The following is a 14,743-nucleotide window of genomic DNA, read 5'->3' on the forward strand; positions in this document are numbered from 1 at the left end:
GGCAAATTTATAGATCGCCATCACCTTGTATGGCAGCGGGGTCTGGGGCAGATTGGCGTTCATAGGAGCCGATTTCTCATTCATCGGCCCGCTCATACCATTGCCCGGTCACCGGGACCAATCGAGAAATTGCTGGAGAATACCATGACCTATCGGGCCGATACGGCACGCTATGATACGATGCAATACCGCCGTTCGGGCAAATCGGGGCTGAAGCTGCCGGTGATCAGCCTCGGGCTGTGGCAGAATTTCGGCGGCACCCGGGACTATCCCTCCGCCATGGAAATCCTCGGCCATGCCTTCGACCAGGGCATTACCCATTTCGATCTCGCCAACAATTACGGCCCGCCCGCCGGCTCGTCCGAAGAGCTGTTCGGCCAGATCATGGCCCGCGACTTCCGCCCCTATCGCGATGAGCTGATCATCTCGACCAAGGCTGGCTATACCATGTGGCCCGGCCCCTATGGCGATTTCGGCTCTCGCAAATACCTGCTCGCCAGCCTCGACCAATCGCTGGCCCGCATGGGCCTCGACTATGTCGATATCTTCTATTCGCACCGCTACGATGCCGAGACCCCGCTCGAGGAAACCATGGGCGCGCTGGCCCATGCCGTGCGAAGCGGCAAGGCGATCTATGTAGGCATTTCCAGCTATCCCGAACAAGAGACCCGCGAGGCCTATCGCATCCTGAAAGAAATGGGCGTTGCCACCACCATCCACCAGCCCAGCTATTCGATGATCAATCGCTGGGTCGAAAACGACCATACCATCGACGCCTGTGGCGAACTCGGCATCGGCATGATTGCCTTCTCGCCACTCGCCCAGGGCGTGCTCTCGGGCAAATATAATTCCGGTGGCGTCGGCGGTACACGTGGCGACAATCCCAATGGCACGCTGCGCGCCAGCCACATCGAACCCCGCGTGCTCGCCGCGGTCGACAAGCTCGGCGAAATCGCCCGCAGTCGCGGCCAGACCATGGTGCAACTCGCCCTCAGCTGGGCGCTGCGCCGGCCGGAAATGACCTCGGCACTGATCGGAGTGCGCAATCTCGAACAGCTCAAGGACAATCTGGGCGTGCTCAACAATCTCGATCTGACGCCAGAAGAAATCGCCGCGATCGACGAGGCGACCAAGGACGGCCAGATGGAGCTGCATCCCCGTCCAAGTGGCTGGTTGCGTTAGACACTCCTGTGGGCGGCGAATTAGCGTCGCCCACCTTTTCTCGACTTGACGCTGTGCGGACTAGCCCTGCGCCGCTACCTGATATCTCTGAACCAGCCTTGCAACTGTCTCGGCCCAGCCCTTGTCTATGCCTTTGGACATCCATTCCTTGGCCTCGGCATCGCTCAGCTGATCGGGTAGTTGCACCGTGAAATCCATCCGCGTCCGGCTGCCCGCGGGGATCAGTTCCACCGTGACCAGGGGTCCGACCCCCTCGTCTAGATTGGGCCAGCCACCGCTGGCTCCCCAGGTGAAAACCAGCTTTCTGTTGGCTACGATTTCCCGATAGACGCCGCCGGTCATGTACTGCGTCTTCTCATCGATCACCATGCGTTGTCGCCAGGCGCCACCAACGCGTAGGTCCACCTGCGTCCCGGCATCCGGCGCGGTATCCGGATTGAAGAACCAGTCCAGATGAGCGGGGTCGGTCCATGCCTGAAATACCACTTCAGGCGGGGCGTCGAGCACACGGGTCAGGGTGAAGCCACGTTCGAGTTGATAGGCCGGCGCCATCATTGATCTCCTTCTGTGGTGCTGGTCTTGCGGTCCCGATCCGCCATCATGACCTTGAGCTGCGCCTCCAGCCGGTCAAAGCGTTCGCTGAAGAACTGACGATACTCAGCCAGCCAGCCATCGGCCGCCTCAAGCGGCAGCGCCTCCAGTCGGCAGGAGCGAAACTGTGCCTCGCGCGACTTGCTGACCAGACCGGCTTGTTCCAGCACTTTGACGTGCCGAGATACAGAAGGCAGGGTCATGTGGAACGGGGCCGCCAGCTCATTGATGGTCGCCGGCCCATGGATCAGTCGGGCCAAAATAGCTCGCCTCGTTGGGTCGGCGAGGGCCGCGAATGTTGCGCTGAGTACATCGGTCATGTTTACGTACTTTGATAATTACATGATCAGCTAAATACTTCGTAAACCCATACCCCGTCAACAGCATGAGCTCAAATACGCGACTTACCCCCGGCTTTGGTTCACATAGCCCCGAGCGCTGGCGGGCACTTCCACTTTCAGCCATTCGCGGAATGCCCGTAATTTTCGGCTCTCGCGGCGCCCCTTTGCCACCACCAGCCAATAGCCCTGCGGGCCTTCGACGGGATGCTCGAATGGGCGCACCAGCCGTCCATCGCTGACTGCATCGGCGCTCATCATGTCGGCGGCCATCAGCACCCCTTGCTCGGAAATCGCCGCATCTACCGCCAGGGAAGCGTCCGAATAGGTCGGGCCGGTCAGTTTGATCGTCGGGTCAAGTCCCACCTCGGCGCGCCAGGCGTCCCAGCTGAGCATGGTGGTTTCGTCCTGAATGACCGGCACGTCGGCAAGATTAGCCGGGCTTTTCAGCCGCTTGGCGACTGGCGGGGCACAGACCGGCTGATAGGCGGTGCCGCCGATCAATTCAGAATTGTTGCCAGTCCATGTGCCGTGTCCAAAGCGAATGCCGCAATCCAGGTCAGGCCGGCTCAGGTCGAGCATGGCGGAGGTTACGTTAAGCCGCACCTCGACATCGGGGTGCAGCACGGTGAATTTGTTGATGCGCCAGATCAGCCAGCGCGATGCAAACACACTGCCCACCGTCAGGTTCAGCACGCCCTCGTCGGTGCCTTTCAAGCCGGCCAAACCATCCTGCAGCGAAGCGAAGCCCGATGTCAGTTGTGGCAGCACCGCCTTGAGCGCCGGCAGCGCCCGCAAGCCGGCCGGCGTCCGCTCGAATAGCTCCATGCCCAGCCGCTCTTCGGCGCGTCGCAGATGCTGGCTCACCGCGCCAATGGTGACGCCCAGTTCTTCGGCGGCCGGGGCCAGAGCACCACGGCGCGCCACGATTTCGATGGCACGCAAGGCATTGAGCGGAATGGGAAAGGCTGAAGTCATATACTTTTTCTATAGTGACCGCGCCACCTTGTCCATTGCGACGTCAGCAATAGCGGCGCATATCGGGTATCCAACCTTAACAATGCCGAAAGGAGACCAACAAAATGTCTAATCTTATCCGGATTCTCAACCGTCTCGTTGCGGCCCTGTTTTCCAGTGAGCGCATCCAGCCCGATCCGGAGAACATGTGCCTGCGCGACTGGGCGGATCTGCCGGCGCATCACCCGGTTCGCGACGGCGCGCCGTGCTGAGGCCACAATCGGGCCTTTGAAGGTTGTGGGACAGAAATTCCCGCCCCTCAAGGAGCTCCCGATGATCCGATCCATCGCCGCATTGGCCGTCTTCGCCGTTCTTACCGGGGCCGCCGTCGCCCAGGAAGCCGCGCCAGCAGTACCCGCCGCCACCGATATCGTCGTGGACCCGGCCGCCCAGTTCAATACATCGCCCAAGCAGGCCAATATGCTGACTGGCTTCTATGCTACCCAAGCGGTCATCGAGCTGTGCTCGCTCACTGTCGAGCCGGCGGTGGCTGAGGGCATGGCGGCCGACCGGGCCCGGCTCGAAGCCGCATTGAGCCTCGATATTCCATCCGCCGAGAAGGCCTATACCCAGGTCAAGGCCGACGTTGAAAAGACCACGCCCGATTGCGCCGATGGCAGCACCGACCGCATCAGCGTCGATGCCGTAACCGCGATTTACAAGGCCCAGGCTGCCGCAGTTGGTCCCGCCGCCGCGACACCAGTTGAAGCCGCCACGCCGACAACACCAGCCGAGACTTCGACTCCGGCAGCTCCTGCCACTCCGGCGCAGTAACGCCCCCGATCGTCACCCTCGGGCTTGACCCGAGGGCTCTCCACTTAGCTCTCGATGCAGCAATTACACTCCCCTCGGGTCAAGCCCGAAGGTTACGGCCTGTTCTTGTAACAGCCGATGTCTACTCGCAGATTCGCGTCGTGCAGCTCTTACCATGGCAGGCGAGGTCGAGATGCAGATGGTCGTGATGTTCGGCATTGGCTTCCGGGCCGAGCACGGTCATGAAGCTACCGCAGGCGGCATCATGGGCCAGTCTGAGCAGCCGTCCTTCGGGCGCCGTGGCTTTGGCCCAATCCGCTTGGACGCCGATGCCGCGTCCATCTTCCAGCGTGAACCCGGTGACATCCACCGCATTGGCGAAGCCGTGCTCGGAGGTAAAACCGGCGTCGGCGCTATTGCGGTTGCGACACATGTAGCTGGTGCCGGTATCGACCGAGGCCAGCCGGCTTTCGAGCATGGCTTCGGCGTAGCCATCGACGCTTTCTACCCATTTCGGCAAGGCGCTGGCCATCTGGCAATTGGTGGTCACCGGGCTCGATAGAGGCACCATGCGGCCGCGGCTCATCACAGCCGTCACCGTCAGCGGCGAATGTTCGCCACAAATCCCCTCGCTCAGCGGCGGCGTCATCTCGGCCTCGACCAAGCCCATGATTACCGCCGGGCACGCCACCTGATAGACTCGGTCCGGCTCGGCTTCGACGACCGGCTCAGGTTCAACCACGGGCTCCGGCTCAGGTTCAGGCTTCGCCACCACTTCGGGCGCGACCTCTTCTTGTTCCTCAACCACAGCCGGCTTAGCCTCCGGCGCGGGCGATACCGGGGACGCTACGACCGGCACGTCGGGCAAATCGGGTGGCCGCGGCCGTGGGATCGGCGCGGTTTCCACCGGCTTGGGCGCCGTCCTGGGCGAACTGCGTGGCCGTTCCGCCGGCTTGGTGAACTGGTCCACCATGTCTTGCAGCGGCGCCAGGAAATCCTGCGCCAGGACCGGCGTCGTCAGCAGGAGCGGGGCGATGGCGAGGAGCTTGAAAACTGTGCGCATGCAGCCACAACGCGCCAGCATCACAAAAGGCACGACACACCTGCGGTTAACTTGGCGGAAACCATCTTTGCGACCCCTCATGCTTCTGCTATCAGCCCCCTATGACAACGCCGCTATCCCACATCCGCAATTTCTCCATCGTCGCCCATATCGACCATGGCAAGTCCACTCTGGCCGATCGCCTGATCCAGTCCACTGGAGGGCTCGATCTGCGCGAGATGAAGGAGCAGGTGCTCGACTCGATGGATATCGAGCGCGAGCGCGGCATTACCATCAAGGCACAAACCGTCCGGCTGACCTATAAGGCCAACAACGGCGAGACCTATATTCTCAACCTGATCGACACGCCCGGCCACGTCGACTTCGCCTATGAAGTCTCACGCTCGATGGCCGCCGTCGAGGGCTCATTGCTGGTCGTCGATGCCTCCCAGGGCGTCGAGGCGCAGACCCTCGCCAATGTCTATCACGCGCTCGACGCCAATCACGAGATCGTCCCGGTCCTCAACAAGGTCGACCTGCCCGCCGCCGATATTCCGCGCGTCAAACAGCAGATCGAGGACGTCATCGGCATCGACGCGTCCGAAGCGCTCGAAATCTCCGCCAAGACCGGCATCGGCATCGACACCGTGCTCGAGGCCATCGTGCACCGCCTGCCCGCCCCCAAGGGCGATATCGACCTGCCGCTCAAGGCGCTGCTGGTCGATAGCTGGTACGATACTTATCTGGGCGTCGTCGTCCTCGTCCGCGTCATCGATGGCGTGATGAAGAAGGGCCAGCGCATCCGCATGATGGCCTCGGGCGCCGTCTATGAGCTGGATCGCGTCGCCGTCAACACGCCCAAGCTGGTCGAAGTCAAGGAGCTGGGCCCCGGCGAGCTTGGCGTTTTCACCGCCTCGATCAAGGAAGTGGCCGATACCAATGTCGGCGACACCATCACCGAGGACAAGAAGCCGACGGCCCAGGCGCTGCCCGATTTCCGCCCGGCCCAGCCCGTGGTGTTCTGTGGCTTGTTCCCGGTCGATGCCTCCGATTTCGACGAGCTGCGCGCCGCCATGGGCAAGCTGCGGCTCAACGACGCCAGCTTCAGCTTCGAAATGGAAACTTCGGCTGCCCTGGGTTTTGGTTTCCGCTGCGGGTTCCTGGGCCTGCTGCATCTCGAAATCATCCAGGAACGCCTCAGCCGCGAGTTCGATCTCGACCTGATCGCCACCGCGCCATCGGTGGTCTACGAGATCTCGATGCGCGATGGCTCCACCATGATGCTGCACAATCCGGCCGACCTGCCGGATGTGATGCAGATCGAGGAAATTCGCGAGCCGTGGATCAAGGCGACCATTCTCACCCCCGACGAATATCTCGGCAGCATTCTGAAACTGTGCCAGGATCGCCGCGGCATGCAGACCAATCTTTCCTATGTCGGCAATCGCGCCATGGTGGAATATGACCTGCCGCTCAACGAGGTGGTGTTCGATTTCTACGATCGCCTGAAGTCCATTTCCAAGGGGTATGCGAGCTTTGACTACAAGCTCGACACCCATCGCGTCGGCGACCTGGTCAAGCTGACCATCCTGGTCAATGCCGAACCGGTCGATGCGCTTTCCATGCTGGTGCACCGCACCGTCGCCGAAACGCGCGGCCGCATCATGTGCGAAAAGCTCAAGGAACTGATTCCGCCGCATCTGTTCGTGATCCCGATCCAGGCCGCCATCGGCGGCAAGATCATCGCCCGCGAAACCGTCCGCGCCATGCGCAAGGACGTGACGGCAAAATGCTACGGCGGCGACGCCACCCGCAAGCGCAAGCTGCTCGACAAGCAGAAAAAGGGCAAAGCCAAGATGCGCCAGTATGGCAATGTGAACATCCCGCAAGAGGCGTTCATCAAGGCGCTAAAGATGGGTGATGAGTAGGGCTTTAGCTCAAGGGGTATTTCTTGGATCAGCCGTTAGCCGACGCGTTTGATCTGGAAGCTCATCTCGGCAAAATCGAGCGGATGTCAGCAGAGCTGCGGAAAATCCCGCATACCTATTTTGGTCCGAATGGCTCAAAGGTTCCTGACATTGCTTGGTACGCGCTCGCGGCCATCAATAAAACCGCCTCGTTGACCCATGCATTTTGCACTCTGACACGTGCAAAAAACACACTTGCCGCCTCGTCGCTAATCCGGCTGCAGTTAGATACCGGCCTGCGCATGTTTGGTCTGTCGCTTGTCGATAATGTCGAAGCCGCTGGCGAACGACTGATGAATGACGAGAAATATAGCAAACTAAAGTCACGGCAGGGTGAACCGCTCTCCGACGCGGTTTTGCATCGAAGGCTAAATCAGCATTACCCCGGTCTGACCAAGGCTTATGAGGCCACTTCCGCCTATGTGCATCTATCATCAGCGCACATCAAAACTGGACTATCTGAGCGGCCAGGTACGCCCGTACTGTTCTTCCATCTCAACGGCACAGACGATGCGCGGCCCGACGAGTGGTTCGCTGAGATTGTGGATTCGTTCGATCAAGCGACGAGCCTAACAGCCGAACTGATTGAAGATTTTATGCGGTATCGCTACGCGCCCGCCTTTGGAACCCACCGGCCTGCAGCAGGTGCTGCTCGAGCAGACCCAGACCCATCCTAAGCTCACGCCTTAAAACAATTTTCGCGGTGCCAATTCAAAAACGCGGGATGCGGACGGTCTCGCGCCGCCAGCGGACCAATCATCTTGCCAGTCTTGTTGATCAGGCTTTCAACGCCGTCGCGGTCATTCACCTGCCGCGAGATGATGATGTCGAGATCGTCGTTGAACCCAATCAGCCCACGGTCAAACATCCAATGCGCCGTGCCCGATAGCGCTACGCCATTGTTGATGATGTCCGGCCCATTATGCTCAACCGGACGAATATGCGCCGCCGCCACTTCGGCGCGCCCACCGCCATTGATCAGCTTGAGCCCGGTCACTGCGCAGCGCTCGCCATAGGCGCGCAGCACTACGCGCCGAAACACGCGGTCCCGCACTACCCGCGTCGTCATCGCTGCAACGCGCTCGCGTTCCTGCTCAAAGGCAAAAGGCGCCTGCCCCTCATCAAGCTGGAACGGCATTTCTACTGGCAGGTCCACCGCACCGATACGCGGCAACAGCGGCTGATCATCCGCCAGTCCACGCGTCAGAATGCGATCAAAGTCCTTCGGCGAAATCGGCCGCACCGCCGCCTGCGCCCGCCCCGATACGCGGCCTTGCTCATTCAGCAAGCCAGCCTCGACCAGACCATTGCCATCATCGAACGGCACGGGATTGGGAAATTCGAGATAACTGCCTGGCTCGATTAGCGCTAAATACATATTAGCCACCGTCGGGTCTGGCACGATCTTGGCCACCCGTGCTATCGCGTAATAACCCTTCGACCCCCGAACCTTGACCGGCTCGTAATAGACGATCCAGTCACCGACGGTCGCTAAAGCACGTTGAAGATAGGGCTTGGGGAACTGATACTGGCTGGCAGGACTGTCGTCGTAGACGGAGTCGGCACGATGAATAAAAACGCCGAAGGTCATTTGCCGCGCCTCTGCTGCTTACAGCACCGACAAGGTCTGCAAGCAGCAAGGCTACCGTTGAACTAGTTCTTTGGCCACAGCGCCTTCAAGGTGCCTGGACGATATGGCTTCCAATCTTTTGCTTTGACTTCGTAGGCTAACCGGGTTGCCGCACTGCCCGAGATAAGACTTTTCTGCTGCGGTCCATCACGATCAGCGCGTTGGTAGATTCGTTCTGACCAGCCCGGCTTTTTGCTCTGATTTGACAGAGGGGCTAAGGGGTCGATGTTTGCTTTGTAGGTTTCCATCGCTGACTGATTTAGCGCTAAACCTTCAGCTTTTGCGCCTTCCATGATCCAGATTAGCGCATCGTTTGACAGCCCGCGAATATCGCCACCGCCACCAACAGACCCATGATCGCCCGGAAACCAGATTTGTTGGTACTTGTCGCCGCTAGCGGTGGTCGCGTTCAGCGTTTCTAAATTGCTCCACTTTGTCGGGGCGAAGCTCAATCGATTTTCATCAATCGCCATTGCGTGGCGCGCGGCCCTAACGGTGCTGCTAAGTTCGGTGTCGTGGAACTGATATTTTTTGCCCAGCTGAAAAAATGCGCTTCCCGGCAAGTGCTGGGGTATGCCCAAGGCACCCACTGAATCCCAAACGCCAATGTATCTAACAGTTAGCGGTTGCGCTTTTGAGACCTCAACTGGGTCTGCGCCGTGGTCTATCCTCCACTTTCGATCAGCTTCTTTGATGACTGTCGCAGGCGAATAGGCCATCCGACGCCGTTGCGCTTCGTCGCTGTCGGGGAGTGTGTCTGCATCCTTGTAGAAATCAAAGATTTCTCGGATTTTTCCGGCTTGTGATCGCGGTACGATTGCACATTTGCGAATTAGGCCAGCCAGAGATCGCGCCGTGTATGCGCCGCGTGAAAAACCAAATATGAATACCTCGTCGCCGGGTTCATAATTGAAGATCAAAAACCGGTAGGCGGCTTCGATTTTATCCAGCAATCCCCTACCAAACATGCCTGCGAGCATCGTGCTTACTCGCCCGCCTGTCGTGCCCACGCCTTCATCGTAGTATGTTATCTGGGACACGCCTGATGCGTCGACCGGCAGAACGAATTGTGCACCGATGAGGACGTTTGTGGGATGCTCCGCGGACATACGATTCCACGTTCCGTCGCAAAAAATGACCAAGCGCTTCATCAGTGTGTCCTCGAGATAAAAGGTTTGTCGGGATACTTATTAGCCTGCCGCAACACGGCCCGCATGTACTCTTGGTAGTCGTCATCATCGCACGCCCTTGGGCGGATCTTAGTGATATTCAGGTGTCTAGGAGTTTTTGCTGTCTCGGCCATCAGGTTCCTTTGCCACGCCCTTGAAAGGGCCGGTCGACTGTTTGACTTCCATGAATTGCCCGCTGCGCTCGTCGCGTTTCTGAAACATCCCATTGGAATGCTGAAACTGAGTGCGCGCTGTTACGGCGCCACGACGGTGATCGTTTCCAGTGTTCTTTGCCATTTGTAACTCCTGCTTGCGGTTGTTGATGCCAATTGCTAGATTGCAATTGCCCAACATCAATCACACGACAAGGGAGTAATTGCAAGAGTGAAATTGGAGGTCACATGTCAAATGACCGATTTGATGCTGAGGGCTTCTATGCCGCGCTCGACAGCGAGCGTCAGGCGAGACGCCTTACATGGAAACAGGTCGCAGCACAGGCCGAAGTTGCCGCATCGACCTTGACACGAATGGGACAAGGCCGACGGCCAGATATCGACGGACTTGCCGCACTTGCCTCGTGGGCCGGAATCGATGTCAAAGTATTTTATAGAACTGCGTATTCAGATCAAAGGACAGCAGAACCCCTTACGAAGATAACAGCCCTTCTTCGCGCAGATAAAAACCTTAGTGGGGAAAGCGCTAAGGCATTGGAATCAATGTTAAAATCCGCATACGAACACATGCGAAAGACTAGAGATGTCGAGTAGATTTAGGCGCGGTTTCATAAAGGAAGCAGAAGAATATGCAGTCGAGTTCCGTGAGGAGCTTGGACTTCCCGAGATCGCGCCTATGACTTCACTAGAATTAGCAAGGCACTTGGACATTCCTCTGACCAAATTATCAGAATTATCTGATTTGGATGCTGGAGCCGTAAGCTTACTTTCAAACGCAGGCTCGGCTGCCTTTTCTGCAACGGCACTTTGTGATGGCAGCTATCGTCATATCGTTTTCAACGATTTGGTTCATTCAAATCGTGTCAACTCAAGCATAATGCACGAAATCGCACATGTGGTTCTCGGCCACCCACCCATGCCTCCGCTCACGGAACATGGACACCGCAATGTAGATAAGACACTTGAGCAAGAAGCCGACCACCTAGCCTTCACGCTGCTTGTACCAAAGCGTGCAGCGTTACACGCGTTTGAGAATTTTGGTTCTTTATCTGACGCGGCGCGTCACTACGGTGTCAGCAACTCTTTGCTGACACTACGTTACCGTCTGTGCGACGTGGCGCGGTGGTCAACAAATAGACGCAGGAAGCTTTCCCAGCCGATACAGCAGTAGCTGATTATGTCCCTTCATTATCAATACCCCTTATCGTGATGGAACCCCCGCCCCCGTAATCCTTTCTTCACCATGATCTCCGGGGCGAAGGCTATGAGCACCAGCGAATTGAAGCGTCTGCATCCGCATCAGCGACATCCGCATGATGCGGTTATTGTTACTGTGCGGCGGGCGCTGGGGCGGACTGTGGCCGATGTGGCGGCTGTGGAAGTGATTGCCGATTTTCCGCTGCCGGTGCCGGCGGCGCTGCGGGCAGCCGAGACGATGCGGCAGGAAAACGGGCTCAATCGGATTGCGGTCATTGTCGATGATGGCGACTGGAAGCCGGAATGGGGCCTGCTGGTCGACTGACCGGCTTGCTGGTGACCGGCTCTCTTTTGAGACTATTTCCGGCGAACTAATCCCCGGCTGCTGGCCAAGACTTATTATCTCCTGTGAGACAGGAGACGCCGATGCCGCGCAAATTCCCCGCCGTGACCCATGCCCTCGCCGCGCGCCACGAGGCGTTGTGGCTGAGGCTAAACGCCCTGCATGCCCAGATCGCGCCGATTGCCGCGCGGCGCCCGCTGAGCCTGGTGTCGGCCTATAGCATCACAATCGCCGAGGGCCTGCTGCGCGAGGCCATGCCTTTTCTCGGCACTGACGAGCGCCTGCCGGTCGCGGCGGAGGATCATGGCGGGCTGGTGACGCAGCTCGGTCAGGCGCTGGCGCAGCTGGAGCATTGGGAAAGCCGCAATGCGGGCTGGCGCCATGACCTCAACGCCTATGTCTGGCTGGTGGCGGGAGACGCGATCTTGCCGGTGCGCCGGCTGCGGCCCAAGCTGGTCACTCCCGTTGCAGAGCGGCTCGATCCCAAGCGGGAGGCCTATGTGGCCGATCTGCGCGCCAAGGTAGCCAAGCGGATCGAACAGTTCCGCAACCGCTAGCCCGCGATTCAAGCAACGCGTTTACCCCGTCACAAAAACTTATCCCCGCCGCCTGAACCGGCGGCATAATTGGCCCATCTTTCCGGGATGCGGGCGGTACTGCAGCGACCAGTAGCCGGAAGATCGCCGGGAGGGAGAGGGTCGCGCCTCGCCCTGGGCTGCGCGGAGGTGACAATCGGGCGGGCGCTACGGCAAACGCTGGGGTCACGATCCGCCTTCCGACAAAGTCCCGGCACTCCGAGACGGCTATCGTCGCACTTCCTATCCCTTACAGCGGCGCAGCCGTCTCGGGGTCCACCTGACCAATCGCACCGGAAGCCTACGTGGCCAGCCGGGGCTTTGGCGCGTCGGAACGGCCAAATAATCCCCCCATTTTTGGTAAAAGGTGTATGAAGGCCCTTTCGGGGCTCGATTGTCTGGTCCTTTTCAGCAGGAGACACCCCCATGCACAAATATCAAGTCGGCCAGGTGCTCGACCTGCTGCCCAATCGGGGCGCTTCCAGCCGCAAGGCCGGCGAATGCAAGATCGTGGCGTTGCTGCCCTATGAGGGCCATGTGATCCAGTATCGCGTGCAATCGACCACCGAGAGCCACCAGCGCATCGTCAGCGAGAACGATCTCAAGCTCGGCGCGGGCGAGCTCTTGCAGCTTGGCACGCGAGAAGATTAACTATCCTCCCATCCTTGGGAGCCGCTATTTTATGACACAGCTGAGTGATTTTACCCTGCCCCTGCTCGACGGCAGCGCGCAAAACCTTGCCGATTATGCCGGCAAGGTGGTTCTGGTGGTCAATACCGCCAGCCAGTGCGGGCTAACGCCGCAATATGGCGGGCTGGAACAGCTGTGGAGCGACTATAAAGAGCAGGGCCTCGTGGTGCTGGGGTTCCCCTGCAACCAGTTCGGCAGCCAGGAGCCGGGCAGTGCCGGCGAAATCGCCGAATACTGCGAGACGCAATATGGCGTCAGCTTCCCGATGTTCGGCAAGATCGAAGTCAACGGCGCCAGCCAGAGCGAACTCTATAGCTGGCTCAAGACGGCCTATCCGGGCGATGTCGAATGGAATTTCGCGAAATTCCTGATCGGCCGCGATGGACAGGTGGCGGCGCGTTTCCCGGCCGATATGCCGCCGGAAAACATGGTTGCGGCAATCGAGCAACAGCTCTAGCCGCGATTTCCTCGGTTGCGGAACTTCGCCTCCCAGCGCCCGTTGTTGGACCACGGGGCGGAATACCGGCGCGGATTTATCCCCGCCGCCGCAAACTGAGGAATAATACCATGAAGAAGATTGTTCTGGCCTCCGTGGCCGCACTGTCCCTTGCCGCCGCTTTTCCAGCTTTTGCCCAGGACAAGGTTGTCGGCGTTGAAACCCAGACCGACAACGAAGCGGCTGGCGCTACCGTCGGCGCAGCGGGCGGCGGAGCCACAGGCGCTGTCATCGGCGGCCTGCTCGGTGGTCCGATCGGCGCGGTGATCGGGGGCTTTGCCGGCGCCACCATCGGTGCCGAAGCGGGCATCGCGACAGCCTCGATCGATTATGTCAGCGCCAATCCGGTTGAGCCGGTGTATTTTGCCGGCAACGCCGATGTCGGCTTCGTGGTCCCCGCCGATGTGACCATCTACCCGATCGAGGGCGATGCGAACTATGGCTATGTCTATGCCAATGACCGCGTCTGGATCGTCAACCTCTCGACCCGCGCCATGGTGCAGTCGCCGGGCTATCTGGTGTCCCAGAGCAACGCCGATTATGCGCTGGCCAATCCTGTGACACCGCTGGAATTCCAGGGTGACGTGGTGGTCGGCCAGGTGCTGCCAAGCGGCGCCGTGGTCAGCACCATTCCCGATTCGCGCTATGGTTATGTCTACTTCGGCGACCGCCCGGCGCTGGTCGATTCCCAGACCAACACGGTGATCTGGGTCCGCTAATATCTCAGCCGCCCGGTTCACCCCGGGCGGCTTTGCTTTGCTCCAGCCCCGCGCTATACCGATCCATCGGGCGGAGGGCGCAGATGGCCGACATTCTGGATTACTGCAAGGGATTGGCCAGAGCCAGTTTCAAGCCCGGTGCGGTGATGCTCCCCGAGGGCGAGCGCCTAGGCCGGCTTTACGTGCTGGTTGAAGGGCAAGTGGAGGTGATCCGCGAACGCACCCAGGTCACCCATGTCGACGAGCCCGGTTCGATCTTCGGCGAAATGGCCGTGCTGCTTGACATGCCGCATTCGGCGACGGTCAAGGCGCTGTCCGCCGTCACCGCCTACGAAATCCCCGATGCGCTGACATTTCTCGATTCTCGCCCGGAATTCTCGCTGCATATCGCCACCATGCTGGCGCGGCGGCTGTATTACACCACGTCCTATCTGGTCGACCTGCGGCAGCAAGCCGCCGGCAAGCGGCAGGATCTCGACCTGGTCGATGAAATTCTCGCGACGCTGGTCGATCCGACCAATGTGCGCAATCCACGCAAGCGGGGCTGAACTTTGGCCGAAACCAAGCCGGTGCTGCGCATCACCTATTGCACCCAGTGCAACTGGCTGCTGCGCTCGGCCTGGATGGCGCAGGAAGTATTGTCGACCTTCAGCCTCGAAATGGGCGAAGTTATCCTCGTGCCCGCAACCGGTGGTATCTTCGAGATCGCTCTTGATGGGGAGGTGATCTGGGAGCGCAAGCGTGACGGGGGTTTTCCGGATGTGAAACAACTCAAGCAAATGGTACGCGACCGGATCGATCCCGAACGCAGCCTCGGCCATACCGATGGGCACAAGGCCTAGGTCAAAGACTGAGTAAAGC

General features: G+C 59.6%; 20 protein-coding genes. 13 read left to right on the forward strand and 7 right to left on the reverse strand.

Features of this window, described 5'->3' with window-relative positions:
- Positions 1-144: 144 nt before the first annotated feature.
- On the forward strand, positions 145-1,182 hold the full coding sequence (locus WH91_RS18660; protein WP_046172528.1) for an aldo/keto reductase: 1,038 nt from the start codon (positions 145-147) through the stop codon (positions 1,180-1,182).
- Positions 1,183-1,242: 60 nt separating this feature from the next.
- Here WH91_RS18660 and WH91_RS18665 read toward each other — a convergent pair whose 3' ends face one another.
- From WH91_RS18665 to WH91_RS18675, 3 genes are all read right to left on the reverse strand, one after another.
- Complete coding sequence (locus WH91_RS18665) at positions 1,243-1,734, reverse strand: SRPBCC family protein (protein ID WP_052952968.1); 492 nt, start codon at positions 1,732-1,734, stop codon at positions 1,243-1,245.
- A complete protein-coding gene (locus tag WH91_RS18670) occupies positions 1,734-2,093 on the reverse strand; it encodes an ArsR/SmtB family transcription factor (RefSeq protein WP_046172529.1) in 360 nt (119 codons plus the stop codon). Before WH91_RS18670 ends, WH91_RS18665 begins: the two co-directional genes overlap by 1 nt.
- 84 nt (positions 2,094-2,177) lie before the next feature.
- Positions 2,178-3,089, reverse strand: a complete 912-nt coding sequence (locus WH91_RS18675; RefSeq protein ID WP_046172530.1) for a LysR substrate-binding domain-containing protein — start codon at positions 3,087-3,089, stop codon at positions 2,178-2,180.
- Positions 3,090-3,193: 104 nt separating this feature from the next.
- Between WH91_RS18675 and WH91_RS24765 the strand changes: the two genes are divergently transcribed.
- On the forward strand, positions 3,194-3,340 hold the full coding sequence (locus WH91_RS24765; RefSeq protein WP_158409606.1) for a hypothetical protein: 147 nt from the start codon (positions 3,194-3,196) through the stop codon (positions 3,338-3,340).
- A gap of 61 nt (positions 3,341-3,401) precedes the next feature.
- Positions 3,402-3,902, forward strand: a complete 501-nt coding sequence (locus tag WH91_RS18680; RefSeq protein WP_046172531.1) for a hypothetical protein — start codon at positions 3,402-3,404, stop codon at positions 3,900-3,902.
- 121 nt (positions 3,903-4,023) lie between these two features.
- Here WH91_RS18680 and WH91_RS18685 read toward each other — a convergent pair whose 3' ends face one another.
- Positions 4,024-4,944: an extensin-like domain-containing protein gene (locus WH91_RS18685; RefSeq protein WP_052952969.1), complete on the reverse strand. Its 921-nt coding sequence runs from the start codon at positions 4,942-4,944 to the stop codon at positions 4,024-4,026.
- Positions 4,945-5,045: 101 nt separating this feature from the next.
- On the opposite strand from WH91_RS18685, the gene lepA reads away from it, so the two are divergent.
- Positions 5,046-6,851 carry a translation elongation factor 4 gene (lepA, locus tag WH91_RS18690; RefSeq protein ID WP_046172532.1) on the forward strand — a complete coding sequence of 602 codons (1,806 nt, stop codon included), beginning with the start codon at positions 5,046-5,048 and terminating at the stop codon, positions 6,849-6,851.
- 23 nt (positions 6,852-6,874) lie between these two features.
- The gene (locus WH91_RS18695; RefSeq protein ID WP_046172533.1) at positions 6,875-7,567 is read left to right on the forward strand and encodes a hypothetical protein; all 693 of its coding nucleotides are present in this window, start codon (positions 6,875-6,877) and stop codon (positions 7,565-7,567) included.
- A 2-nt stretch (positions 7,568-7,569) separates the two neighbouring features.
- On the opposite strand, the gene WH91_RS18700 is transcribed toward WH91_RS18695, so the two are convergent.
- The 3 genes from WH91_RS18700 to WH91_RS18710 form a co-directional block, all read right to left on the reverse strand.
- Positions 7,570-8,481 (reverse strand): HNH endonuclease, encoded by a 912-nt coding sequence (locus tag WH91_RS18700; protein ID WP_046172534.1) that lies wholly within the window; start codon positions 8,479-8,481, stop codon positions 7,570-7,572.
- Positions 8,482-8,543: 62 nt separating this feature from the next.
- The gene (locus WH91_RS18705) at positions 8,544-9,671 is read right to left on the reverse strand and encodes a DUF2235 domain-containing protein (RefSeq protein ID WP_074797201.1); all 1,128 of its coding nucleotides are present in this window, start codon (positions 9,669-9,671) and stop codon (positions 8,544-8,546) included.
- Between the two features lie 126 nt (positions 9,672-9,797).
- Entirely contained in the window at positions 9,798-9,986 is a 189-nt protein-coding gene (locus tag WH91_RS18710; RefSeq protein ID WP_046172606.1) for a hypothetical protein, read from the reverse strand.
- A 552-nt stretch (positions 9,987-10,538) separates the two neighbouring features.
- On the opposite strand from WH91_RS18710, the gene WH91_RS23725 reads away from it, so the two are divergent.
- The 8 genes from WH91_RS23725 (at position 10,539) to WH91_RS18745 (ending at position 14,724) form a co-directional block, all read left to right on the forward strand.
- Complete coding sequence (locus WH91_RS23725) at positions 10,539-11,033, forward strand: ImmA/IrrE family metallo-endopeptidase (protein WP_158409607.1); 495 nt, start codon at positions 10,539-10,541, stop codon at positions 11,031-11,033.
- 93 nt (positions 11,034-11,126) lie between these two features.
- Entirely contained in the window at positions 11,127-11,384 is a 258-nt protein-coding gene (locus WH91_RS18715; protein WP_046172535.1) for a hypothetical protein, read from the forward strand.
- 101 nt (positions 11,385-11,485) lie between these two features.
- Complete coding sequence (locus tag WH91_RS18720; RefSeq protein ID WP_046172536.1) at positions 11,486-11,959, forward strand: hypothetical protein; 474 nt, start codon at positions 11,486-11,488, stop codon at positions 11,957-11,959.
- Positions 11,960-12,403: 444 nt separating this feature from the next.
- Positions 12,404-12,628, forward strand: a complete 225-nt coding sequence (locus tag WH91_RS18725; protein WP_046172537.1) for a hypothetical protein — start codon at positions 12,404-12,406, stop codon at positions 12,626-12,628.
- A gap of 31 nt (positions 12,629-12,659) precedes the next feature.
- The gene (locus WH91_RS18730) at positions 12,660-13,124 is read left to right on the forward strand and encodes a glutathione peroxidase (protein WP_046172538.1); all 465 of its coding nucleotides are present in this window, start codon (positions 12,660-12,662) and stop codon (positions 13,122-13,124) included.
- A gap of 110 nt (positions 13,125-13,234) precedes the next feature.
- Entirely contained in the window at positions 13,235-13,882 is a 648-nt protein-coding gene (locus tag WH91_RS22800) for a DUF1236 domain-containing protein (protein ID WP_052952971.1), read from the forward strand.
- Positions 13,883-13,965: 83 nt separating this feature from the next.
- Entirely contained in the window at positions 13,966-14,430 is a 465-nt protein-coding gene (locus tag WH91_RS18740; protein ID WP_046172539.1) for a Crp/Fnr family transcriptional regulator, read from the forward strand.
- Between the two features lie 3 nt (positions 14,431-14,433).
- Positions 14,434-14,724 (forward strand): Rdx family protein, encoded by a 291-nt coding sequence (locus WH91_RS18745; protein WP_046172540.1) that lies wholly within the window; start codon positions 14,434-14,436, stop codon positions 14,722-14,724.
- Positions 14,725-14,743 lie beyond the last annotated feature (19 nt).

This window comes from Devosia psychrophila (assembly GCF_000971275.1).
GTDB lineage: Bacteria > Pseudomonadota > Alphaproteobacteria > Rhizobiales > Devosiaceae > Devosia > Devosia psychrophila.